The organism is uncultured Kriegella sp., assembly GCF_963975415.1.
In the GTDB taxonomy this organism is placed as follows: Bacteria; Bacteroidota; Bacteroidia; order Flavobacteriales; family Flavobacteriaceae; genus Kriegella.
The window spans coordinates 600086-624875 of the sequence record NZ_CAXBGN010000002.1; the positions used below are offsets into that span (position 1 = coordinate 600086).

The window sequence follows — 24790 nt, forward strand, 5'->3', positions numbered from 1 at the left end:
TGCTTTTTTAAATGATTAAAATTTCAGGCTCAAATTGATTCCCAAACTTTTAGTAGAAGGAAGGCTCATGTTTTCAAACCCGGGAACCAACCCCCCTCCACCAGTGGCGACCGCCACCTCTGGATCAAAATGTTGATTGCTCTTGGGTGTCCATAGGAATAAATTCCTCCCTACAATTGAAAGCTGTGCATCTTTAAGAAGGTTACCCAAATGTTCTTTGGGAAACCTATAGCCCAATTTGAGTTCACGAAGTTTAACATAAGTTGCATCAAACAATTGACCCTCACTAATGTGATCTAAACGTGCTTTATGAAAACTTCTCGCATCAGTACCGTACACACCGGTACTATAGGTGCCATCAGTACTCGTAGAATTCTCGACGTAAGTACCATCGACCAAGGCAGCACCAACCATATAATAAGGATCGTCATATTCTGTGCCAATAGCCCTTGCCGACCTACCCTCGGCACTTTCAATCAATTGACCTGCACCGACCGCTTTGTTATAAAAACGCGATACAAATTTTCCCCCATAGTGAACGTCGACAAGGGCCGACAGACTTACATTCTTATAGGTAAAGGTATTTGAAACACTTCCGATCCAATCGGGATTGATATTTCCTAAGTAAATATCTTCATCTGTACTCTCAGGAATGCCACTTGCTCCAATTATGATTTCACCGGCCAAAGGACCACTTTCTACACGTTGGTAACCCGGACCCCAAATAGCACCCATTCGCTCTCCGACCCTGGCCTGAATCGAGGCATCTTCCCCCGGTGCACTTTGGGTAATCGAAGTAATGCCTTCTGCCAGCTCTATTACTTCACCCTCGTTCTTTGAGAAGTTAAGGGAGACATCCCATTTCAATCCGTCTTCGATTTGCAAGGGTGTCATATTCAACATGACTTCAAAACCCCGATTTTGTATTTCACCGGCATTGATAATTCGCCCAGCGTAGCTCGTTGACGCCGCCAAAGGAATGCTTATGATCTGATTCTCTGACCGGGTGTTATAATAGGTGAAATCTAAACCGATACGGTTATTGAAAAATCTTAGGTCGGTACCAATCTCATACGTCGTTATACTTTCTGGTTTTAAATTGTTATTCTTCAAACTGGAGCCACTTGCCAATGCATAGCTACTGCCCCATGGTTGTTGAAAATTAAAAGTATCGAACAAGTTATAAGGTTCTGTATCACTACCCACTTGAGCAGCACCCAATCGAAGCTTGGCCAACGTTACCCAATCAGGCATCGAAAGTGCCTTATCCAACAACGCGCTAAAAGAGACCGAAGGATAAAAATAGGAGTTGTTCTCAGCAGGTAACGTACTTGACCAGTCGTTTCGAGCAGTTACATCTAAATAAAACGTACTCAAATAATCGAACTGGGCAAAGGCGTAAAAACTATTAATGGCCTTTTCGCTATTGGATGCATTAATAACGACGTCTGAAGCGCTATTAGACAACGAATACACATCTGGCACCAACAATTCAGGGGCCAGGGCCAGTCTATATCGTGTGCTCCGTTTCATTTGATTGCCCCCAACCGAAACATTATAGTTAAAATCGTTGCCAATACTGTTGTTGTAACGTAACAAAAAATCATAATTCCGTTCTTCAAAAAATTGGGTTACTTCTTGATACCTTCCATTTTCATAACCTACGGTGCTAAGGGCCCATTGCATGGGTCTAAAGTCGTTGTAGACATCGGTACCTCCACGTAACATCAGTGATAAATGCTCCGTGAAGTCATAATTCAGGCTTATGTTTCCGAACAACCGATGTTTATCTTGTCCTTTGGTATTCTCATATTGATAAAAGAAGGGATTGTTATGGTTTTCCCCATAGTTGTATTGAAACTGTCTCGTTCCTTCAAAACCTTCTTGCCAATAGTCCCTTAAGGCATTAATATCCATATTACGCACCGACCAGTTCATAAAATACATCAGCGAATTACGGCCATACCCTGTTTCTGGCCTATTGGTACTCGTTGTATTTACATAGTTCATCGACGCATCAACACTAAATTTATCGGTGAACTTATAGCTACCTCGAAGTGCAACGGTATTTCGTTGTAGGTCATTGTTTGGTACAATACCCGTTTGGTCTACATTTGTATAAGAGAGTCTATAATTTCCTTTTTCATTCCCTCCCGTAAGGGCCACATTGTTAAAATAGGTTCGACCAGTGGTAAAAAAGTCGCGAATATTATTGGGATAGGCAATCCAAGGGGTGGGTATAACCTCTCCTCTATTAGGGTTGGCTACATCACCACCGCGCATACGCCCTAAAGTAGGAGACTGAAATTGTCTTTCGAGCGTACCCACATTCAACCGTGGACCCCAGCTTTCGTCATAGCCATCGCGAATACCGCTCGGATAAATGGACCAATCGGCCCCAAAGTTCGATCCCTCATAGTTTCCGTTGGCGCCGCCCCCAAATTCATTTTGAAATTTAGGAAGCCGGAGCAAACTCTCCATGGTTGTACCTGTTGTCACGCTTACTCCAAGACCTTGACTACTTTCTCCCGATTTAGTGGTAATCACAATAACTCCATTAGCTGCCCGCGAACCGTAGAGCGCTGAAGCTGCAGGTCCTTTTAAGACCGTTACCGACTCGATATCGGCCGGGTTTATTTCGGCTGAACTATTGCCGTAATCGGAAGTCGTAGAATTACTGGTTCCTGCATTTCCCACAGGAATTCCGTCAATGACATATAAAGGCTCGTTTCCATTGAAATTAAGCGAACTTTCACCCCTAATGATAATTCTAGATGACGAGCCGACCGCACCGGAAGATGATATATTTACACCAGCAACTTTCCCAGAAAGGGAGTTTACAAAATTGGTTTCACGGGCTTCATTCAAATCATCGCCCTGAATTTCCTGAACGGCATATCCCAGCCCTTTTTTGTCGCGACTGATTCCTAAAGCTGTCACAACCACTTCATCAAGGCTTGCAGAGCTTTCTTTCAAAGTTATGCCAAGAGTCGTTTGACCGTTGCTCGGGATCTCAATGGTTGCAAAACCGATGTATGATACGATCAGAATGGCATTTGGGTCTCCAACGTTAATGGTAAAATTACCGTCAAAATCAGTTTGCGTACCGTTGGTCGTCCCTTTTTCAACAATGCTTGCACCAGGAAGGGGACCACCATCTTCATCAGAAACAGTACCGGTTATAGTAGTTTCCTGTACTTTTTTAATCACTTCCGCTTTGTCAATAAACCCCTGTGGAATGCTTTTTTTAAACAACAATATTTGCAAACCGATGATATTGTAAGCTGTTTCCGATTTTTTGAAAATATCATCGACAACTTGGCTAACCAACTGATTACGAACATTGACATTTATCTTTCGATTTAGATCAACATCATTGATTTTATAGGCGAACCTATAATCGGTACCCCCCTCTATTTGGTCGAGTACTGTTTTTACGGTGACATTTTGCAAGTTCAAAGTAATCTTGGTACGCTGCGAATATGTCGTACTTGCCTGCAATGAAAAAAAGGTGGCAAACATTACTAGGGTGCTTATTTTCATCTTAAAAGACAGTTTACTTAAAGACCCGGACCTTCCTCTAGTCTTAAGAAGTTTTTTCATATTTTTATAGTGTTTTAATAGTGGTTGTTTTTTAGGCCACATCTTCGTAATCGGGGAATGCTGGCACATTTCCCGATTCTTTTTTGAAGCTTTGGTTCTGTTCTATGGTTTACTCGGTACGCTTTGGTGTTTTATATCATAGGCGACTTGGTATTGGTTCTTATCTTATGGTTATTTCTTTTCCGTTAGTATGAATATCAAGGGAATAGGTAGTTTTGAAATACTGCAGAACGGTATCTATGGGTGCTTTTCTAAAGCTGGCGTTAAATTTTTCCTGGGCTAAAGAAGCATTGTGATTGGTAATGGTAACATTATAGTTGCGCTCCATCTTTTTAAGTATATTTTCAAACGTCATATTTCGAAATACCAAATCACCGTGAATCCAAGAGGTATAGATTTCGGTATTGACCTTTTCAGTGGCTATACCGCCTTTTTCTTTCGAAAAACTTCCTTTATGCCCTGGTATTAGCATGGTTGTATTTTTCCCGCCGAATTTTTCTTTCGCATTATAAAGACCGACCGAACCTTCGACTAGAACGACATCGGTCACCTCATCTTCCGTATAATTCGAAACATTAAATTTGGTGCCTAAAACACGTACGTTCAGTTGCGTCGCGTTAATAACAAAGGGGCTTTTCTCATTTTTGGTGACATCAAAAAAAGCTTCGCCGTCTAAGAACACCTCCCTGTCTTTTCCTGATAAAAATTTAACCGGATATTTTAAAGAAGTGCCTGCGTTTAAAAATGCGGTGGTGCCATCTGATAGTAGGAGTTCGAATTTTTTGCCAAAAGGAACCCTTAATGTATTATAAGTCAATTCTTCAGCAACCACCAAACTATCATATATCAATCGATTTCCTTTTTGTTTGCCGATTAGATTTCCCTTTGCGTCGATTACTTTTGAATTACCATTTTCTGAAATAATGGCTATACTTCCATTCTGTAATTGTAATGTAATTGCATCTGGTGTGGGCGTAAAATCTACAACTTTCTTTGCCTCCTCATTTCTTGGTGAGTAATAAAAATAAGAAATGCACAGCAGTCCGATCAAAAGCGCAGCAGCTACACCTGTGTATCGCCAAACTTTTCTTTTACGTTCTATTCGTTGTGGCTTTCTGAATTCCTTTTCCCTTCCGGCAGTTAAAATTCGCTCAAAAATTTCATCCGCTTCCACGGTATCCATAGCCTCATGGTCCAACAACAACTCATTTATAACTTCTACGGTGGGCATATCGTCAACGTTGGCATTTTCCTTAAAATAGGAAATAATCCAGGCCGTTTCCTCAGGTGTACACTGGTTCGAAGCAAACTTTTGCAGTACTTCTTTAATTGTTGTTTTGGAATACATGAATATGGTGTATACATACAATACAGATGAAAAAGAAAAAAGTACTATGCACTCTTTGTTTTTTTTTAAAATTTGAAAATGGAAAAGCAAGCACCTAGAGAAAGGGGCCGATCAGCTTTATAAAATTGAAGATGGTTTTACAACTACAGGATGCTACTTAAAAGTAGCCACAATACAATTACAAGGGTAAAATCGGCGTTGGCCTGTAAAAAGGTTCTTACCAAAGCCAACGACTTGCTCATATGGTTCTTAACAGTACTTACTGAAATTCCCAATTCACAACTGATTTCTTGATAACTTTTCGATTCTTCTCGCGACATATTGAAAATTATCCGTTGCTTCGGAGACAGGCCGTCAATGGCCTTTTTTCTTATCAACTCATATTCCTCCTCTTTAATTTGACGGTCTATCGGATTATAGTATTGTTGACTTTTTTGAAAAATGGCGAACCGTAAGTTTTTATCATTGACCGCCTTTTGTAAAAAATTAAAAGAAAGATTTTTTGTTATGGTAAATACAAAAGATTTAAAGGAAAGGTCGGGATTCAAATTGCTGCGATGCAACCAGACTTTCATAAAAACATCTTGAACAATTTCCTTAGCATTCGCAGAAGATTTCAACAAACTAAAACTATACGAATAAACATCATGTCGGTACATTTCAAATAGTACCCTGAAAGCCCTTTCATTTCCATTGGAAAGCGCTATGACCAATTGTCTTTCTGATTTACCCCCTGTAACTAATCTTTCTTTTAGTGACATTGACGTTTTGATATAGATTAAGAAATTCCCTAAATTCTAGGAATACCACTTGTCGTTCTGCATAAAAGTATAGCATCTACGATTCATTTACACCATTCTCCTTTTACAGCGTCTATTGATAAGGTTTATTTAATAAGTGCATTACAGTTTAATAACAATTCTCGCAAACCACAAGTGATATCCATAGCTTATCCGACAAAGCACCAAAAAGATACTACTTGTTTCTCTTTTACGCTAAAAAAACCAATTCTGAGTTTATTTCTTGGTCATTTTGATATCGAAAGCAGGGTCTACAACGTATTCAAACCCTTTAGAACCACACTAAAACCCGTAAATTACTTTTACTAATATATAATTTTATTTACTATAAGTAATATTTTTGAGCTATTAAGATTACTTTTACTATTTGTTAATCATTCCATGCATGTCTACAGTGTAATTTTAAAACCCAAAAGATCATCATGAAAAAAGCGTATAAACTACGATTTATGACCCTGCTTTCTTCAGGGTTTATGTTATTGATTTCTTCGTGTTCCAATCAAACAAAAACAAATTATTCCATACAACCTGTCAAGCATGTTATCGTAATCGGGGTAGATGCTATGAGCCCCGATGGAATTATCAATGCAGATACCCCTATAATGGATGCCATCATGCAAAACGGTGCTTTTACATTGAATGCAAGAGGTGTTTTACCCACGAGTAGCAGCACGAATTGGGCATCGATGGTTTCGGGCGTGGGTCCGGCACAACATGGTGTAACTTCCAACGGTTGGGAACGTGACGACCACACAATTCCACCAATACAGACGGGATTGGAAGATATTTTCCCTACCGTCTTCGGTGTTTCTCGACAACAACGCCCCACTATTGAAATGGGAGCTATTTACACTTGGAGTGGATTTGGTCGACTTATTGAACGAAGTGCGCTTAGTTACGATATCACACAACCCTCAGACAAGGAGACGCTCATAAAGGCCAAAAATTATATAAAAGATAAAAAGCCTGACTTTCTATTTGTTCATTTTGACGATGTTGATCATGTTGGCCACGACAAAGGGCATAAAACCTCTTACTTTTATGATGCCGTCGCCATCGTTGATAAACAAATCGGGGAAATCATCCAAGCAACAAAAGACGCCGGCACCTTTGACAACACCGTATTTGTTATTTCGGCAGACCATGGCGGCATCGGATATGGTCATGGTGGTGAAACCCTTGATGAAATCGAGATACCCTTTTTTTTGTATGGTGAAGGAGTAAAAAAGGGACATTTAATTAAAAATACGGTTTACACCTATGATAATGCTGCTACCGTGGCCAGCTTATTGGGCATTGACCAACCTTATGCCTGGATCGGAAAACCGGTTAAAAGTGCTTTTATCGGCTTTCCCGAACCCGATTTGGGAGCGCAAAAGATTCAAATCGTAAGTCCGGTTATTTTTCCAAAACCTAACCTTTATGATTTGGCAGGTGGTTTATATATAGATGAAGTTCCCCACGTAAAAATAGAAGTTACAAACGATTCAGAAATTCGGTATACCACCGACGGAACTTTACCAACTAAAAATTCTGAACTTTATACCAAACCGTTTAAATTGTCGGAAAGTGCCGTCGTCATGGCCAAATCGTTTATAGGTGAGCAGCAAGAAAGCAACGTGGCTACAGCATATTTTAGACTTATAAAGAGCGATTCAAAAAATGGTGTTCGATACACTTACTACCATGGTGATGATTGGAAGTTTCTCCCTGTTTTTGAAAACATGAAACCCTTGGCGCATGGAACAAAATATGAATTTAGAATTGATGAAATAAATAAGAGAGACAACCAATTTGGCATTCAGTTCAAATCGACATTGGAAATTATCACAGCGGGTGAGTATCGCTTTTATCTCAGTTCAGATGACGGTAGCAAATTATACATCAACGGGGCATTAGTTGTTGACAATGATGGAGGTCACGGAACCATTGAACGTATGGGAAGCATTTCTTTGGAAGCAGGAATGCACCAAATTACGATAGATTATCACAACCAAGCGGGTGGTGCTTGGCTAGATGCCTTTTATAAAGGGCCCGGAGTACCCAAACAGATTATTCCGGCCAACCGTTTGTTTCTTGATTAATACTATTACTTCAACTTTTAAAATATTGAACATTCTTAAATAAAGTTAACCGCCAGAATCCGAGCTATGAAAACAATAATATCAAAAGAACAAGGAGACAACAATGCAACGGAAAACAGAAAAGACTATGTTGAAAATTTAGACAGTGACACGCGACATTGGATCGACGAAGATTCAAAATATTTTTTACATCAAGCGCTCTCTACACCAGTGATGAATGTACTTTCAAAAACTGACGGCGCCTACATAACCGACCTGAACGGTAAAAGATATCTCGACCTACATGGTAATGGCGTTCATAACGCCGGCTTTAGCAACCCAAAAATAATTGAGGCGGTCAAGGCGCAATTAGATGAAAGTCTAGCATTCACCCCAAGAAGGTATACAAACCTCCCGGCCATTAAACTCGCTAAGAAACTGACCGAAATCACGCCAGCCGGACTTGATAGGGTACTTTTCTGCCCCGGGGGATCTCAGGCCATTGAAATGGCCGTAATGCTTGCCAAGCAGGTAACGGGCAAATGGAAAACAATTTCATATTGGGATTCGTACCACGGCACTGGATTTCAGGCTTCCAGCATTGGAGGCGAAGAACATTTTACTGTGGGGCAAGGACCTATGGTGCCCGGTGCTTTTCATGTCGAATTCCCTAATTACTATCGAAACCCATGGGGGTTTACCGATCAAGAGACCATTGATCAAGAATATTTGCGTCAAATAGAGAACATTATTCATCGAAACCCCGATATTGCGGCCATCATTGCCGAACCCATCTCGGCAACCCCTGTTGTTCCTTCTCAGGGCTATTGGCAACAGATTCAGGATCTTTGTGAACAATACAACATATTGTTGATTTTCGATGAAATCATCGAGGGCTTCGGAAGAACGGGTAAAATGTTCGCTTCCGAACATTTTGTTACCCCCGATGTACTTGTTATGGGAAAATCATTGGGAGGAGGTCTTGTTCCTTTCGCGGGTATTGCTACCAAAGAAAAATACAATACGCTCCAACACCGATCTATCGGCCATTTCACACATGAAAAAAATCCGCTTTGTTCAGCCGCCGGATTGGCTGAAATCAACTACATCGAAGACCACAATCTTGTACAGAATGCGGCAGAACTTGGAGATTATCTTATGGAACAATTGGCAGAATTGAAGGAAATATATCCGCTCATCGGAAATATCGCCGGAAAGGGTTTTCATATCGGTATCGATTTGGTCAAAGACCGAAGAACAAAGGAAAGAGCAATTGAAGAAGCCGAACAATTAATGTACCATTGTTTTGAACAGGGCGTAGCCTTTAAAATCATTGAAGGAAACATCATAACCCTAAGACCTTCGTTGATTTTGACCAAAGATGATTGTGATCTTGTCATATCAACTTTAAAAGCTGCGTTGGAAAAATTTAAATAATTACCATTGGTATGCCTATTTAACGATTATGGTGTCAGTTCAAAAGTGATAAGAGATACGTAAATTATTTTAATCTACCAACCGGGTATAGCGGTTAGTGTTTTGTTAACCCAAAAGAACTTATTCCATCTCAGTATGACCTTCATGGCCCGTCGTGGTTTTTCCACCGGAGTCGTTCATCATTGATTTTTTACCTTGTAACTGGGCGGCTGCATCGACCGTAAAAGTGCCATTGGTTACTATTTCATCCCCCGTTTCCAGACCTGAAAGAACCATATACCTACCATTCGTCGCATCTCCTACTGTGATTTCACGCATCTCAAAAGTTGGGTTGTCGGGATTGGTCTTCAGATATACCACCGAACGTTCTCCTGTCCAAAGCACGGCACTTTCCGGAATTATCAGGTTGTCGTCCTTTTTATTGAATGGCAAAGCCAATGAACCCGCTACGAACATTCCAGGTTTTAATAGTCCATTCGAATTTTGCAATACGGCCCGAACTTCAACAGTTCTTGTCGCTGAATTTAATACGGGATTTATAAAAGAAATCTTGGCATCGAACCTCTTGTCGGGATACGATTTAGTCACAATTGCTACCTTCTGACCTTCCTTTAAAAGCGAAACTTGATTTTCATACCCATCAAAAATGGCCCAAACGCTATTCAAATCAGCTATTTTAAACAAAGGGGCTCCCTTTTTTACATAATCACCGGCTTCCACCATAATTTCAGTAATCGTACCGGAAACATTGGCATACACGGGAAAATTCTCGCGTACCTCACCTGATACCTCGATTTGATCGATTTGTTTATCGGAGAGTTTCCACAATTTTAATTTGTTACGCACCGCCTTATATAATGCAGGTTGGGATTCTTTAAGACCTGCTGCCGTAAGCAACTCTTGTTGGGCGGAAACCAGTTCTGGGGCATAGATGGTTGCCAATTGTTGTCCATTTCTGACTTCCTCACCCTCGAAATTGACAAACAGTTTTTCAATTCGCCCGCCAAAATAAGCAGCCTGGGTGGCCGTGGCTTTTTCATTATGTACTATTGTTCCCGATAGTTCTAAAAAGTTATCCTCAGTAGTACCAGAACCCACCTTCGTGGTTCTAATGTCGGCCAAGGCCAACGCATTTTTGGTCATTTTAAATTGTTCCTGGGCCAGACCGTCGGCTCCTGATTCTGCGGGAATCAAATCCATACCACAGATGGGACAATCGCCTGGTTCGGACTGCATAATCTGTGGGTGCATTGAGCATGTCCACATTTGTCCTGATTCGATTTCTTGGCTATGGTTGTGCGTTGCTGCGTCATTACCATTTTCCGTAGCACCCGATGCAATAAGCCATCCGGCCAACATACCAAAAACGATTGCTCCACCGATATATAGGATGTTCTTTTTCATAACTTGTTTTGCTAAATAGAATACGAATAGATTTAATAAGCTTATTTACTTTCAAGGCGCTCAATCATCATCTTCATTTCTTCAATTTCCTTTTTTTGTGCTTTGATGATATCGTCTGCCAATTTTTTTACTTCTGTGTCTTCAATATCCGCACGCTCACTGGTCAAAATTGCAATGGAGTGATGTGGAATCATAGCTTTCATCCACAACACATCACCGATTATGGGCTTCTGTGCACGTACCAAGGCCAATGCCCCAATAAAAAGCACAAAACTACCAACCAGAATGGCGATGTTCTTTTTCTTGTCTTTATACATTTTCAACATAAAAAGTAGCATAATAACGGCCATAGTCGAAATACCCAAGCATGTCATATAAAATCGGGTAAGACTAAAATATACATGGTCGATCTGGTAAGTGTTCAAATACATGGTAACATACATCGCTAAGAAAGATGCTCCCAACATCAAGAAAAATTTTGTATAGTTACTACCTTCCATGTTCTTATGATTCCTTTCATTCTTATTTTCCATTGTTTTTGGTTTTAGGATTCCTGATTCATTTTTTAAAATATTGAGGGTATTGACAATGCCTGTGAAGGGAAAGGGCTAAACACTAACCATTAATTATTCTCCCTTTCCCAAAACAGGACTTATACCGTCAAATTTCTTCTACGACCTTGCCACATTTCAGCATTTTTTTTCCGTAATATGGATTCTGGATTTCCTTTACGTTTGAAATCCAATACCCACCCTTTCCGGAAAAGGCCATAGGGCAGAATTGTTTGTAAATCGTTCCCTCCGAAACGGACCCCTTGAGTAGCGGCTCAACCTCTGCGGTCAATTCGGAAAACAGTTCCCGTTGCTTTTCAAGATTATCGGAAGCTGCCATGGTCAGGGCCGTTGACTTTAAGATTTCCTGTTCCTCCGTAAAATTTTCCGCTAGTTTCCCGGCAGCGGTTTGCGCTTCGCTAGCATTGGAAGCGACCAAAGCAGCTCGTATCTTTTGATAATCGGCGAAAACCTTTTCTGCCATTGGATCTGAAAAAGAAGCTTCGGCGATAGCTTCCGAATTCCCGGTTGTTTGTTCAATTTGAGTTCCGGTATCGCCCGTTACGTCCGGTTTTTCTTTCTTGTCTCCGCAGGAGGCTAGAGATATAGTTGCGGCCACCGTTAAAGCCAAGTATTTGTTCTTCTTGATACCGTTTGTTTGTAATAGTTTCATAGTGATAAAATTTAAATTGTTAATTGTTTTTCATTTATTGAATCATTCCAGCCGGCCCTCCACCAAATAATTGATAGCCGCCATTTGCGAATAATAGTTCTTAACCGCCTCAATTTGATTTGTTTGAAACTTTAATTGAAGTTCTTGAATGTCGAGTAGCTCGTTAAAATCGATAGTACCAGTCTCATAGTTTTTAATCAGTATTTCTTCGGCATCTTTTGCCTGATTCAAATTTTTAAGTTGGGTATTATATTTGATCCGAGCGGCCTCTCGATTGTTTATGGTCGCACTCAAAATGGACTCCAATAGATTGCGTCGATTTGCCTTTTGAGCATTGATTTCTTCTTGCCTTAGTTCATGCTGTAGCGAACGTGATTTGTACTTGTTGTTGAAAATGGGAATGGATAGCGATACCATCGGCATCAAAATATCCTTTCCGTTATCATTTAAAGTCATGTCCGGCCTTTCTGAAACCGCGATATAGTCTAGCCCAAAACCTAAATTAGGATTGGCTTCTTTTTGATTAAGAGCTTCAGACTGCTCAACAGAATTGTACAATCTATCGTATTTTTCCAATTCAGGATGTAATCCAATTTCCGTCTTAGTCTGAACATAATCAACATCAATCATAAGACTATCGACTACCTCAATTTCCATGGCCTCATCGCGGTTCAAAAGATTATTAAAAACATTTCTTTCGGAATGCAACTCTTGTAGCAATATTTCCTTTTGTTCCTGCAATTCATTTTGACGAATTTGCAGACGAAGTACGTCTACGGCGGAAGCATTGCCCACCTCAACAGCGGTCAACGCCAATTGTTCATACGTCTTTAGCAATTTGCCATTTTCCTCTAGAACCTCTGTCTTTCTCATAATGGCATAAAAATTATAATACGCTTGCGACACCGCCAGCCTTAGTTTTCTTTTTGTAATGGCAATATCCAGGTAATCGACCTCCGCCAAAGAACTGGCATAATTTTCCCTAGCGGTTATGGTGCCAAACCACGGTAGCATTTGTTTGACCGAAAATTTTGCTTTTTGTGCCCCTGTTCGTGTTTCCGGTTCACTGACAAAAATTCCGGCGCTTACTTCTGAATTGGGCAAGCTGTTGACTTCAGCTACTTTTTCTTTAGAAATGTTATACCTAATTTCAAAAGCTTGTACCTCAGGATTGTTTGCCTCTGCTTCTTCAATATATGATTGCAAGGTCTGTGCCTGTACCAAACCGACGGCTGACAACCCTATTATTATGATTAATGCTTTTTTCATCGATTATCTCTTTTAAGTTGCCACTCACTTTTCCAACTGTACAATACGGGAACGACCAACAATGTTATCAAGGCAATCAACATTCCGCCGAACGATGGGATGGCCATCGGAATCATAATGTCACTTCCCCGACCAGTGGAGGTCAGCACAGGTAATAATGCCAGTAGGGTGGTAGCCGTCGTCATTAAACAAGGTCGTATTCGTTTTTCGCCAGCTTCTACGACCGACGCCCGAATAGTTTCCCGACTTTTCGGTTTATTACGTTCAAAGGTCTGCGTCAGATAGGTGGCCATGACCACACCATCATCGGTGGCAATTCCGAAAAGGGCAATAAAACCGACCCATACAGCCACACTCAAGTTAATGGGATGCATCTGGAATAAATCACGCAGGTTTTCCCCGAAGAAATTGAAATTTAAAAACCAACTTTGGCCATAGCCCCATATCATCAAAAATCCTCCTGCAAAAGCTACTGCAATTCCGGTAAATACCATTAATGACGTGCTTACCGAACGAAACTGAAAATACAGAATCAGAAAAATGATGCCCAAGGCCAAGGGCACGACCACCGAGAGCGTTTTTTCGGCCCTTAACTGATTCTCATAGGTTCCCGTGAATTGATAACTGATCCCCTTCGGTACGACGAGCTGCCCATTGTCGATTCTTTGTTGAATCAGGGCTTGGGCATTTTCCACAACGTTCACTTCCGCATACCCATCAAGCTTATCAAAAAGCACATACCCCACTAAAAAGGTGTCTTCACTTTTGATGACCTGAGGTCCTTTCTCATAGCGTATGCGCACCAATTCGCTCAATGGCACGGGACTGCCACTTGCCACGGGCACATGAATGTTTTTTAGGTCGGTCGGATTTTCACGAAGTTCCCTAGGATACCTGACCCGCACTCCATAACGTTCCCGACCTTCAACGGTCTGGGTCAAGGTCATGCCGCCTACTGCTACTTCCAGTACGCGTTGTACATCTTCTATCAGTATACCGTACCGCGCCAAGGCTTCCCTGTCGATGTCGATCAACAAATAAGGCTTGCCCACAATTCGGTCGGCAAATACGGCCTCCTCCTTGACACCGTCGGCCTCTTTTAAAATGTTTTCCAGCTGTATACCAAAAGCCTCGATTTCTCCTAAATCTTGTCCTTTTACCTTAATGCCCATTGGAGCTCGCATGCCCGTTTGCAACATGACCAACCGCGTTTCGATGGGTTGTAATTTGGGAGCCGATGTTACGCCAGGCAACCGGGTTACCTTAACAATCTCGTTCCAGATATCATCGGGCGATTGAATTTCAGGTCGCCAATTTCGGAAGTATTCACCGCTTTGATCCGGAATCAGATTATCCCGTGTCACCTGAAGTTTCGTTGAAATGTTGTCTGGGTTATTCTCGACTTCACCTTCGTCTACACTAGAATTCGGGTTCAAAAACAGGTTTCCATCCTTCAAGATAAACCACCCATTCTCATTTATGCGATACCGCTGGCGTTCACCAACATCGTTCCGCATATACTCCGTTTTGTACTGAATGATATTTTCGTACATTGACAAAGGTGCCGGGTCAAGTGCAGATTCGGTTCTCCCCGCCTTACCGACAACCGTTTCTATTTCGGGAATACTGGCCACGGCCATATCTAACTGTTGCAAAACCCGCTTGTTTTCCTCAACCCCTGAATGGGGTAGTGAAGTTGGCATCAGTAGAAAGGAACCTTCGTTCAAAGAGGGCATAAATTCTTTGCCCGTATGCTGCATAATCAATGCTCCGAAAACGACAATAACAGTGGGTATGGAAAGAAACAACAGTTTATTGCGCAATGCCCACCGCAATATCTGTGTATAATACTTTCTAAAAAGCGTAAATACGGCTAATAGTCCAAAACATATCAGTCCTACAAAAATTAGATTCATGAATATGCTGCGATCGAAGCCTAATGGTCGCCAATAGGTCGCCAAAAGAAATACGATGGCAGTGGCCGAAATAATGACATTTAAGAGGCTCGACTGCTTCTCGGAAAGGGAAAACCCATTAAACAAGCGCATTGTCAATTCGGAATCTTTCAACGGCTTTATTGTTCCGAAGGCAACCAGAACCAAACCCAGCCAATAACCATAAACAAGTGCTACAAGCCCCAAAACAATAAGCACGCCGCTAAACACATATCCCACAATACTCCTGCCCCTCTTCTTCCTAAACAAAAAGGCCGCAAAAGGGGGTATTAAAAATAGTGCCACAATAATCGATGCGGTCAAAGCAAAGGTTTTGGTAAACGCCAAAGGACGAAACAATTTCCCCTCGGCACCTATCATCGTAAACACCGGAATAAAACTGATGATCGTCGTCATTACTGCCGTTACAATAGCTCCCGAAACCTCTGCGGAAGCATTATACACAACTGTATTGACAGGAAGTTTATCACCATCTTCATCGAGATGACGAATGATGTTTTCGGAGAGGATGACTCCCACATCAACCATGGTTCCAATGGCAATAGCTATACCTGAAAGCGCCACGATGTTGGCATCTACCCCAAAAAACTTCATGGCTATGAAAACCATGAGCACGGCAACGGGTAACAATCCTGAAATAAGAACGGACGCCCGAAGGTTAAACACCATGACAACAATTACCAAAATGGTGATCAATATTTCCAAGGTCAGCGCTTCATTGAGTGTTCCCAAGGTTTCCTGGATCAATTCGGTACGGTCATAAAATGGTACAATAGTCAGTTGCGAGGTACGACCATCATCCAATTTCTTGGAGGGAAGCCCTGAACTCAGCTCCTTGATTTTGTCCTTGACATTATTGATGACCTCTAGTGGATTCGCCCCATATCTTGCTACCACAACACCCCCAACAACTTCTGCCCCCTCCTTATCGAGAATACCACGTCTAACCGCTGGCCCAAGGGAAACGTTGGCAATATCCTTCACACGTATAGAGGTATATTTTTCTACAGTTACTACGGCATTTTTAATATCCTCCAAAGACTTAATATAACCTAAGCCCCGCACTAGATATTCCGCCTTATTGATTTCCAGAGTTTGGGCACCAATATCACGATTACTTTGTTTGACTGCATTGACCACCTGTTGCAAGCCAATTTTGTACTGCTTCATCAGTTCGGGATCCACGTCTATTTGATATTCCTGAACATACCCCCCAATAGAGGCAATTTCAGAAACGCCACTTGCAGCAGATAGCGCATATTTCACGTAGTAATCTTGAATACTTCGTAATTCCTGTAAATCCCAGCCGCCGGTAACATTTCCATCTTTATCGCGTCCTTCGAGGGTATACCAAAAAATTTGGCCCAAACCTGTTGCATCAGGCCCCAAAGCCGGATTTACTCCCTCAGGAAGAAGATTACTTGGGAGTGAATTCAATTTTTCAATAATACGACTGCGACTCCAATAAAATTCGACATCTTCCTCAAAAATGATGTAGATACTTGAAAAACCGAACATGGAAGAGCTTCGTATTGTCCGTACTCCCGGTATCCCCAATAATGAAGTGGTCAAGGGATAGGAAATCTGGTCTTCTATATCTTGCGGGGACCGGCCGGGCCATTTGGTAAAAACAATTTGTTGGTTCTCGCCAATGTCGGGTATTGCATCGACAGCTACGGGATCACTTGGAAGAAAACCGGTATCCCAATTGAAAGGTGCATTGACCGTACCCCATCCTACAAATAGGAGGAGCAATAATAACGCGACCAATTTATTTTCGATTAGAAATTTAATGCCTTTGTTCAGCATATGAAATGATTATTAAACAGTTAAAAATCATGTTGGACAAAATCGTACAAGCAAGTTTGGCCCAAGAACAGCGATGGCTGTTGGGCTACATTTTAAAAGTTTAAAAATCAAATGATGAAAGTCTGATCTAGGATTTGAACATCCCGTATCAGTGGAGGAGGAGAATAATCTTTAAAGGGGACAACGTTCTCATCAAGCCCTTCAAATAGATTAATATAAGTGTAAACGAAAGAAGTAATGAATAGCTGCTGGTCAAAACCGAGCTTGTCAAATGAGATTTTCAAATCATCTTGACCTTGCATGGAAACAACAACATCTGAACAGCACTCCATATCCATTTCAACCTCGGCACATTCGTTGGAAGATTTAGACATTTCTGCCTGCATCATACAAGTATCCAAGGTTTCAAAAAAACTGAAATCTACCAAATGGTCGCCACAATAGTGCATATCCACGGAAAAAGATGAGGTGGAGAACAGCACTATACATGCCATCGCAATAGACGATATTTTACGCAAGACTTCTTTCACTGTTTGCAAAATTACGAAAATTTGAACTGAACAGTAGTTTGTTTAACAGAAGTTTAGAAATCAAAGGGTACATTTAGCCATTCACAAGTCGTCGGGATTTATGGAAAAGTATGAGTTCTAACCGAGATAATTACAGATTAATTTGGGATAGATTGATATACTTAAAAGGTATAGGAAACAAAAAACCACCAACTTTTCAGTCGATGGTTTTGTGGAGAATACCGGAGTCGAACCGGTGACCTCTTGCCTGCCAGGCAAGCGCTCTAGCCAGCTGAGCTAATCCCCCAAATTTCAGCCCTCAAAGGAAATACTTTTTGACAAAGTATCAAAATACAAATCAATCTTTCTTGACACTTAGTACTAAAACGGGTATGCGAGACGAGAATTCAGATTTAGGAATGGTGTTTTTTTCCCATAAATTCTTAAAAAAGCCCCTTTTTCTTCGAAATACACATAACAAATCGGGGTGCTGCGATTGAAAATGCTCTAAAACGCCCAAATAGGTGGTGGGAGCTTCGGCCAATGTCAGCTGCGAGCTGATGTCCATAAGTGCCGTATTTACCTTAAGGTCGTCATCACTGTACCCCGGGGTTTTCACCAATAATAAATTCACTTTGGCATTGAATTTCGCTTTGATTTGCACCAATGGGTCAAGAATCCGCTTTCGTTTTAACACCCCCGACTTAAAAGCGGTCAATATGCCCTGCATCGGTTTGAATTCACTTCCTCGTGGAACAATCAAAGTAGGGATATCGGTTCGTTTGATAATTCTTCCTGAGGTATGCCCTAAATAAAGTTCTTCGGTAACATCATTGCTTCTAGGCGCTATGATGATCAAATCAATGCCCAATTCCTTGTCAATTCCTTTTAACCCATCGATCAAATCACCATTGTAGGTGGCAACCTTGATTTCAATTCCCTTCGAGTCGGTCTTACTGATAATCTCCTTTACGTGTTCTATACTACTTTCGGTAACCTTTTCCTCTACATTCTTTAAACTTCTTCCAGCTCCAATAGATACATTAAAAACCTCCATCACATATATTTTGGAGGAAAACGCTGTTGCAAAATCAATTGCGTATTGTAAGGTTTCGTGTGCATCAGGCGAAGTGCCTATAGGTACCAATATATTTTTCATGCCGCTTGTTTTACAGTATAAATTTACTTTACGAATAGACCGTCTAAGTTATTCAACATGCAAAGATATTGGAAATTACCGAGATTCTTAACATTGCCGAAACGTACTGTATAAAATGAATAAAAACCGCATTTCCGAAAAAACGATGAAAGTCTAGGCCTGCGTGTTTCTTTTGTAATGGCCTTCGAATGCGCTAACTTGCGCGCCCATTGAAAACAAAAATCACATTTAAGAGCATTAACAATTTGGCCATCCCGGCTACTGTTGCAGGCATAGCCGAACCCATTCTATCGATAACCGACACGGCCATAGTGGGCAACATTCCGGTCGACGGTCTTGAATCATTGGCCGCTGCAGGTATTGTGGGGTCGTTTTTATCTATGTTGATTTGGGTCTTAGGCCAGACGCGAAGCGCTATTTCTGCCATTATTTCGCAATACTTGGGTGCCGGAAAACTGCAGGAAGTGAAAGATCTACCCGCGCAGGCCATATTCTTTAATATCGCACTCAGTATTGTGGTATTGCTGTCCACCGTATTTGTGATAGAAGACATTTTTAAATTGTTCGAAGCTTCGGGCAAAATCTTAGATTATTGTGTCTCTTATTATGCCATACGTGTTTGGGGCTTTCCCCTGACGCTTTTTACTTTTGCCATATTCGGAATTTTCCGCGGTCTTCAGAACACCTATTGGCCCATGCTTATTGCGCTAATCGGCGCGCTATTGAATATTGTACTCGATTTTATCTTCGTGTATGGATGGGAGGGGGTACTCCCTGCCATGCATTTAGAGGGTGCGGCGTGGGCCAGTCTCTTAGCACAAGGTGTTATGGCACTGATAGCTTTTGCACTTTTGCTCATAAAAACAGATATCAGCCTAAAACTCCGTTTTCCCTTAAACAAAGAACTACCTCGATTGATTGCCATGAGTTTAAATCTTTTCGTTCGTGCCCTCGCCTTGAATACGGCTTTGATCTTAGCCGTACGCGAAGCAACAATCTTGGGTGACAGCTTTATAGGTGCCCATACCATCGCCATAAATATTTGGTTGTTCTCGGCTTTTTTTATAGATGGATATGGTGCTGCGGGAAATATAATGGGCGGAAAACTACTTGGAGAAAAAAATTACAACGGACTCTGGAAATTAGCCAAAAAAATCATGCTGTACGGTATGCTGGTAAGTCTCGCTTTAATGCTCTTATGCTTCGCTTTCTATACGCCTATCGGTAAGCTTTTCTCCAATGAATCTCTTGTGCTTCAAGGCTTTTACTCCATCTTTTTCATTATCATATTAGGGCTTCCCATCAATACATTGGCTTTTGTTTTTGACGGTTTGTTCAAAGGTTTGGGAGAAATGAAATACCTACGTAACGTACTTCTTTTTGCCACTTTCTTAGGCTTTGTTCCGGTTTTATATTTAGGAAAATTTATGCATTGGGGGTTATACGGTATATGGATCGCCTTTACCGTTTGGATGCTGGTACGGGGCGGGGCATTGGTTTGGAAGTTCCGTCGAAAGTTTCGCCCGTTATTGCAAAAGGTTTAATTTTGGTTCAAAAGAAAACCTATGGGAACCTCAAGAGAAAACGGAAGTCTTTATACTTCCATAGAAAATCGAATCGCAACAGTTGAATTTGGCCACCCGGCCAGTAATTCTTTTGTTCTCGAACTTCTCAATAGGTTGACCGATACGTTTGATAAACTTTCTGAGAACCCAGATGTTTCCGTTGTTGTATTGAAATCGGAAGGCAATCGTACTTTTTGTGCAGGTGCCTCCTTTGACGAATTGACCGCCGTAGCGACTTTAGCCGAAGGAAAAGTTTTCTTCAGTGGCTTTGCCAATGTCATCAACGCCATGCGCCGGTGTAAAAAACCGATTGTTGGCCGTGTACAGGGTAAAGCTGTTGGTGGCGGGGTCGGACTCATCTCGGCTTGTGACTATGTTTTTGCTACCGTTGATGCAGCCATCCGCCTCTCCGAATTAAGTATTGGAATCGCTCCCTTGGTCATTGCGCCGGCTGTAGAGCGAAAGCTGGGAAAAAGTGGACTTTCAGAACTTTCATTAGCCCCGACCGAGTGGAAAAATGCCTATTGGGCACAAGAAAAAGGCCTTTATGCCAAAGTTTTTGACCAAAGGAAGGAAATGGATAAGGAAATCGAGTTTTTTGTAGAAAAACTGGCTTCATACAACCCCGAGGCAATTGAAGAATGGAAAAAAGTACTCTGGGAAGGCACCGACCATTGGGATATTCTACTGCCAGAACGTGCCGCCATAACCGGAAAACTAGTGCTTTCACAGTTTACAAGAAACGCGCTTTCAAAATTTAAGAAATAATAAAAATATCATAGGAACGTTCTATTCCCAAAAATCTATACAATGAAATTTCTGAATTTTTTAAACGGTGATCTTATATTGCCGCTTCTAGCACTTTTTGTGGTCGTTATTTATTTTGTGAACCGCATTCGTACACGAAGAAAGTTCAAACGATGATGAATCGTGTCTAGCAACAGAAATATGGGTTGGGCAATATTCTATGGATTATTATTTCTTCTGGGCGCCTTTATCGCTTATAGTGCATTTGTACAATATCAGAAAACACAGCGTCTTTTAGACTGTGGAATAAGAACTACAGCCAAGGTAATCGATTTACGGGTTTCTCAAAGCGATGACGGAACCACCTATAGACCAGTTTTTGAATATACCGACAGAACTCTAGTCGTAAGAACATTCGAAAGCCAGATAAGTTCCAGTCCTGCGCCATATACCATTGGCGATACCGTGAAAATAATCTATAACCCCAAGGAAAAAGACGCCGTAAAGACTGTTTCCTTTTGGGGACTTTTTCGATGGAGCGTAATACTTTCCATGATAGCCGCGCCCCTCTTGATTATCGGAGGCAGCTATTTGCTTTACATTAGCAGATAATCTGAAACTTCAGCTTACGCTCAGCATATAATATTCTAAATTTCCAATCGAGAAAAAAGACTTAATCTCCATTTAATCAAAACGCAACACCGGCTATAAACTTTTTTCTTAACTTTCGTGGAGAATTACAGCCATACCTCCATGAGATTTTTGAAAATTATTCCCGTTTTACTTATTGTTTCTATTTTTATCAATTGCCATCCGAAGAAAAAAGATAGCCGCCAAAAGAATACCAAATGGTACAAAGGCAACCTACATACGCACTCCTATTGGAGTGATGGCGATGAATTTCCGGAAGTTATCCTAGACTGGTATAAAACACGCGGGTATGAGTTTATGGCCTTATCTGATCACAATACCGTGGCGAGGGAAGAAAAATGGAAAACCATTTCAGAAGATTCCATCTATCAAACAGCCTTTCGAAAATATTTGAATACCTACGGTGACGATTGGGTTGCCCATAAAATCGATTCGGGCAAGACCCTAGTTAAACTTAAAACCTTTGCAGAATATCGAGACCTGGTCGAAGAGCCGGGGAAATTTTTGGTCATCCCCTCTGAAGAAATTACCGATGGTTTTGAGGGCAAACACATTCATATGAACGCCACCAACATTCAAGAAAAAATTGAACCTCAAGGGGGCTCGAGTGTTGCAGAAGTGATGCAAAACAACATAAATCAGGTTCTCGACCAACGTGAGCGAACCGGTGTACCCATAATGCCACATATCAACCATCCCAACTTTTTCTATAGTATAAGCCTTGATGATATGATTTCATTGAAGGGCGAACGTTTTTTTGAGGTTTACAATGGCCATCCGATGGTGCACAACATGGGTGATTCCACTCATATTTCTACGGAAGACATGTGGGACCTTATCAACATTTCTTACTTAGAAAGCAATAAACCATTGATGTATGGTCTGGCAACCGACGACTCGCATAGCTATCATAAAAAAGGCAAGAAATGGAGTAATGCCGGCAGGGGTTGGGTGATGGTACAATCTGATACCCTTTCCGCGAAAGCGCTTATAACATCTATGGAGGCAGGGCAATTTTACAGCAGTACAGGAGTCACCCTGAAAGAGGTAAATTATCAGGACAATACCTTGTCAGTAGTGGTTGATGCAGAACAGGGCGTTACTTATTCTATTGTTTTTATAGGATGTAAAAAAGGAGAGTCCGAATCCAGCGTATTCAAATCAATCGTTGGCAACGAGGCCAGTGTTGAAATGACAGATGATATTTTATTTATGCGGTGCAAAATTACCTCTTCGAAATTGCAAGACAACCCTATTGAAAATATACTGTATGAAACCGCATGGACGCAGCCTGTGCTCCCTACAAATTAACTGCTTGTCTCATTGGTATCCTGCTGCCTGCAATTTAAAGAGTTCGGCATAGAGCTTAGGGTTTGCCATAAGCTCATCGTGCGTACCGATTTCCAATACTTTTCCATCATCGAGCACCAATACCCTATCGGCCATACGCACCGTACTAAAACGGTGCGAGATGATAATACTTGTCTTGCCTTTGGTCAAGCCAATAAAACGTTCGAAAACTTCAAATTCGGCACGTGCATCCAAAGCAGATGTAGGTTCATCCAATATCATAATAGCCGAATCTTTCATATATGCCCGCGCCAATGCGACTTTCTGCCACTGCCCGCCACTAAGTTCTTGTCCATTCTTAAAGCGCCTACCCAGTTGTTGATCAAAACCATTTTTCATTTCGTCAACAACTTGATTTGCCAAACTCTTGTAGGCCGCATCCTGAATTTTTTCATGGTTTTGCAAGGCATCGATATTTCCAACGGCAATGTTCTCTCTCAAGCTAAACTCATACCTAAAAAAGTCTTGAAAAATTACACCGAAGAGTTTTCGATATTCGGCTTTATCAAATTTTGAAATATTGATTCCGCCCATCAAAATCGTACCTTGGGTAGGTTCATAAAATCTTAAGATCAATTTTATTAAAGTCGTCTTTCCCGCACCATTTTGACCCACAAAGGCCATTTTTTCTCCGGCACCCAGTGTAAAGGAAACCCCCTTCAATATTGCCGCTTCACTATCAGGATACGAAAAAAACACGTTCCGAAATTCAATGTCTTTTGTCATCTTGTTCGAAATGGGTACGCATTTATCGGTAACATCTTCGATTTCAAGGTCGATAAAATCAAAATAGTCTTGAAGGTAAAGGGCGCTTTCCGAAATTCGGGTAAAACGCGAAAAGAAAGTCTGCAGATTGCTCTGTAATCGGTTGAATGAGCCTGAAAGAAAGGTGAGCTCACCCAAAGTGATCAACCCGTTCATCGTTCTATAAATGATAAGCACATAAGCCCCATAATAGGAAACAATGCCCAGCAGATTGAACAAGCCCCCAAAAACACTTTGACGAACGGCAAGCTTTCTATTGAGCCTGTAATAACTATCGGAAAGTCTCCTAAATCGTTTTGCAATAAAATCGGTAAGCCCGAATAGCTTTATCTCTTTGGCCGTTTGATTATTCGCACCTATATAACGAAGATAATCGAGCTCTCGACGTTCGCTCGTCCAACTTCGTGCCAATGAATAACGGTCTGAACTAAACTTTATCTCATTGACAAATGCCGGTATTACACTCAATACCAATAAAATAATAAGATAGGGCTCAAAATAAATTAGCCCGGCAATCAGTGAAGCAATTGAAATAACACTTTCTGCTTGGCTCAGCGCATTGCTCATCAAGTTTACCCTGCTGCTTGTCTGGGTACGTGCGCGTTCTAGTTTATCGTAGAACTCAGGGTTCTCCAATTGCTCCAACGTCAACTCGTTGGTCTTTCTTATGATTTTTTCGGAAGATGCGTTTGAATATAAATCTCCCAACAACCCATCGGTCAAGTTTACCAAACGGCCCAATACATCGGAAGTAATAGCAACGGCCAACTCAATGGCTACATATTGCCACAACAAATCGAAAGTTTTTTCAGACTGCCCGACTTGCAACACAATCTCATCGATTATCAATTTTCCGATCCACAATAACACTACCGGGGCAAAAGCCTTTATAATACGGGCAAGCAGGTTTACAATGAACAAGGTTCGACCGGAACGATATATTTCCCCAAAAAATCGGGGAATGGAGCGCCAAGCCTTAAAGGAGTCTTTCAGCCCTACCTTGTTTTTATCTTTAATCGATTTGAGCTGTTTTCTCGCCAAGTCATTTTTTTTTGCAATATATTATAAAAAGGGGTAGATAAGCATTTTGTTTACCTTTAGCTTCGGTCTAAATCAATTTTAGAAATCATAC

General features: G+C 41.3%; 16 protein-coding genes, 1 tRNA gene and 1 pseudogene. 6 read left to right on the plus strand and 12 right to left on the minus strand.

Annotated elements, in window-relative coordinates; translation table 11 throughout:
• Positions 1-15: 15 nt before the first annotated feature.
• From AACZ88_RS06435 to AACZ88_RS06445, 3 genes are all read right to left on the minus strand, one after another.
• Positions 16-3603 (minus strand): SusC/RagA family TonB-linked outer membrane protein, encoded by a 3588-nt coding sequence (locus AACZ88_RS06435; protein WP_339707907.1) that lies wholly within the window; start codon positions 3601-3603, stop codon positions 16-18.
• A gap of 160 nt (positions 3604-3763) precedes the next feature.
• Positions 3764-4951: a FecR domain-containing protein gene (locus AACZ88_RS06440; protein ID WP_339707909.1), complete on the minus strand. Its 1188-nt coding sequence runs from the start codon at positions 4949-4951 to the stop codon at positions 3764-3766.
• Positions 4952-5094: 143 nt separating this feature from the next.
• Positions 5095-5712 (minus strand): RNA polymerase sigma-70 factor, encoded by a 618-nt coding sequence (locus AACZ88_RS06445; RefSeq protein WP_339707911.1) that lies wholly within the window; start codon positions 5710-5712, stop codon positions 5095-5097.
• A 461-nt stretch (positions 5713-6173) separates the two neighbouring features.
• On the opposite strand from AACZ88_RS06445, the gene AACZ88_RS06450 reads away from it, so the two are divergent.
• Together AACZ88_RS06450 and AACZ88_RS06455 are read left to right on the plus strand one after the other, a co-directional pair.
• Entirely contained in the window at positions 6174-7835 is a 1662-nt protein-coding gene (locus tag AACZ88_RS06450) for an alkaline phosphatase family protein (RefSeq protein ID WP_339707914.1), read from the plus strand.
• 66 nt (positions 7836-7901) lie between these two features.
• A complete protein-coding gene (locus AACZ88_RS06455) occupies positions 7902-9251 on the plus strand; it encodes an aspartate aminotransferase family protein (RefSeq protein WP_339707916.1) in 1350 nt (449 codons plus the stop codon).
• A 135-nt stretch (positions 9252-9386) separates the two neighbouring features.
• On the opposite strand, the pseudogene AACZ88_RS06460 reads toward AACZ88_RS06455, so the two are convergent.
• From AACZ88_RS06460 to AACZ88_RS06495, 8 genes and pseudogenes are all read right to left on the minus strand, one after another.
• Positions 9387-10655, minus strand: a pseudogene (locus AACZ88_RS06460) (efflux RND transporter periplasmic adaptor subunit); the annotation flags it as partial.
• Positions 10656-10696: 41 nt separating this feature from the next.
• Positions 10697-11188 carry a DUF305 domain-containing protein gene (locus tag AACZ88_RS06465; RefSeq protein WP_339707918.1) on the minus strand — a complete coding sequence of 164 codons (492 nt, stop codon included), beginning with the start codon at positions 11186-11188 and terminating at the stop codon, positions 10697-10699.
• Positions 11189-11315: 127 nt separating this feature from the next.
• On the minus strand, positions 11316-11879 hold the full coding sequence (locus tag AACZ88_RS06470; RefSeq protein ID WP_339707920.1) for a DUF3347 domain-containing protein: 564 nt from the start codon (positions 11877-11879) through the stop codon (positions 11316-11318).
• Between the two features lie 42 nt (positions 11880-11921).
• Entirely contained in the window at positions 11922-13148 is a 1227-nt protein-coding gene (locus AACZ88_RS06475) for a TolC family protein (protein ID WP_339707922.1), read from the minus strand.
• Positions 13145-16912 carry an efflux RND transporter permease subunit gene (locus tag AACZ88_RS06480; RefSeq protein ID WP_339707924.1) on the minus strand — a complete coding sequence of 1256 codons (3768 nt, stop codon included), beginning with the start codon at positions 16910-16912 and terminating at the stop codon, positions 13145-13147. Before AACZ88_RS06480 ends, AACZ88_RS06475 begins: the two co-directional genes overlap by 4 nt.
• A 107-nt stretch (positions 16913-17019) precedes the next feature.
• Entirely contained in the window at positions 17020-17406 is a 387-nt protein-coding gene (locus tag AACZ88_RS06485; protein WP_339707927.1) for a hypothetical protein, read from the minus strand.
• A gap of 248 nt (positions 17407-17654) precedes the next feature.
• Positions 17655-17728 (minus strand) — tRNA-Ala (locus AACZ88_RS06490).
• A 51-nt stretch (positions 17729-17779) separates the two neighbouring features.
• Positions 17780-18580 carry a universal stress protein gene (locus tag AACZ88_RS06495; RefSeq protein ID WP_339707930.1) on the minus strand — a complete coding sequence of 267 codons (801 nt, stop codon included), beginning with the start codon at positions 18578-18580 and terminating at the stop codon, positions 17780-17782.
• Between the two features lie 209 nt (positions 18581-18789).
• Here AACZ88_RS06495 and AACZ88_RS06500 point away from each other — a divergent pair, with 209 nt between their 5' ends.
• The 4 genes from AACZ88_RS06500 (at position 18790) to AACZ88_RS06515 (ending at position 22854) form a co-directional block, all read left to right on the plus strand.
• Positions 18790-20124, plus strand: coding sequence for an MATE family efflux transporter (locus AACZ88_RS06500; RefSeq protein ID WP_339707933.1), 1335 nt, complete (start codon positions 18790-18792; stop codon positions 20122-20124).
• A gap of 21 nt (positions 20125-20145) precedes the next feature.
• Positions 20146-20913 carry an enoyl-CoA hydratase/isomerase family protein gene (locus tag AACZ88_RS06505; RefSeq protein ID WP_339707936.1) on the plus strand — a complete coding sequence of 256 codons (768 nt, stop codon included), beginning with the start codon at positions 20146-20148 and terminating at the stop codon, positions 20911-20913.
• Positions 20914-21075: 162 nt separating this feature from the next.
• Positions 21076-21504 carry a DUF3592 domain-containing protein gene (locus AACZ88_RS06510; protein ID WP_339707938.1) on the plus strand — a complete coding sequence of 143 codons (429 nt, stop codon included), beginning with the start codon at positions 21076-21078 and terminating at the stop codon, positions 21502-21504.
• 141 nt (positions 21505-21645) lie between these two features.
• Positions 21646-22854: a histidinol-phosphatase gene (locus tag AACZ88_RS06515; RefSeq protein WP_339707941.1), complete on the plus strand. Its 1209-nt coding sequence runs from the start codon at positions 21646-21648 to the stop codon at positions 22852-22854.
• 9 nt (positions 22855-22863) lie between these two features.
• Here AACZ88_RS06515 and AACZ88_RS06520 read toward each other — a convergent pair whose 3' ends face one another.
• On the minus strand, positions 22864-24699 hold the full coding sequence (locus AACZ88_RS06520; protein ID WP_339707944.1) for an ABC transporter ATP-binding protein: 1836 nt from the start codon (positions 24697-24699) through the stop codon (positions 22864-22866).
• Positions 24700-24790: the final 91 nt, after the last annotated feature.

Coding starts and splice junctions, on each gene's coding strand:
- AACZ88_RS06435 (WP_339707907.1), bottom strand. CDS start 3,603: ATGAAAAAACTTCTTAAGACTAGAGGAAGGTCCGGGTCTTTAAGTAAA.
- AACZ88_RS06440 (WP_339707909.1), bottom strand. CDS start 4,951: ATGTATTCCAAAACAACAATTAAAGAAGTACTGCAAAAGTTTGCTTCG.
- AACZ88_RS06445 (WP_339707911.1), bottom strand. CDS start 5,712: ATGTCACTAAAAGAAAGATTAGTTACAGGGGGTAAATCAGAAAGACAA.
- AACZ88_RS06450 (WP_339707914.1), top strand. CDS start 6,174: ATGAAAAAAGCGTATAAACTACGATTTATGACCCTGCTTTCTTCAGGG.
- AACZ88_RS06455 (WP_339707916.1), top strand. CDS start 7,902: ATGAAAACAATAATATCAAAAGAACAAGGAGACAACAATGCAACGGAA.
- AACZ88_RS06465 (WP_339707918.1), bottom strand. CDS start 11,188: ATGGAAAATAAGAATGAAAGGAATCATAAGAACATGGAAGGTAGTAAC.
- AACZ88_RS06470 (WP_339707920.1), bottom strand. CDS start 11,879: ATGAAACTATTACAAACAAACGGTATCAAGAAGAACAAATACTTGGCT.
- AACZ88_RS06475 (WP_339707922.1), bottom strand. CDS start 13,148: ATGAAAAAAGCATTAATCATAATAATAGGGTTGTCAGCCGTCGGTTTG.
- AACZ88_RS06480 (WP_339707924.1), bottom strand. CDS start 16,912: ATGCTGAACAAAGGCATTAAATTTCTAATCGAAAATAAATTGGTCGCG.
- AACZ88_RS06485 (WP_339707927.1), bottom strand. CDS start 17,406: ATGGCATGTATAGTGCTGTTCTCCACCTCATCTTTTTCCGTGGATATG.
- AACZ88_RS06495 (WP_339707930.1), bottom strand. CDS start 18,580: ATGAAAAATATATTGGTACCTATAGGCACTTCGCCTGATGCACACGAA.
- AACZ88_RS06505 (WP_339707936.1), top strand. CDS start 20,146: ATGGGAACCTCAAGAGAAAACGGAAGTCTTTATACTTCCATAGAAAAT.
- AACZ88_RS06515 (WP_339707941.1), top strand. CDS start 21,646: ATGAGATTTTTGAAAATTATTCCCGTTTTACTTATTGTTTCTATTTTT.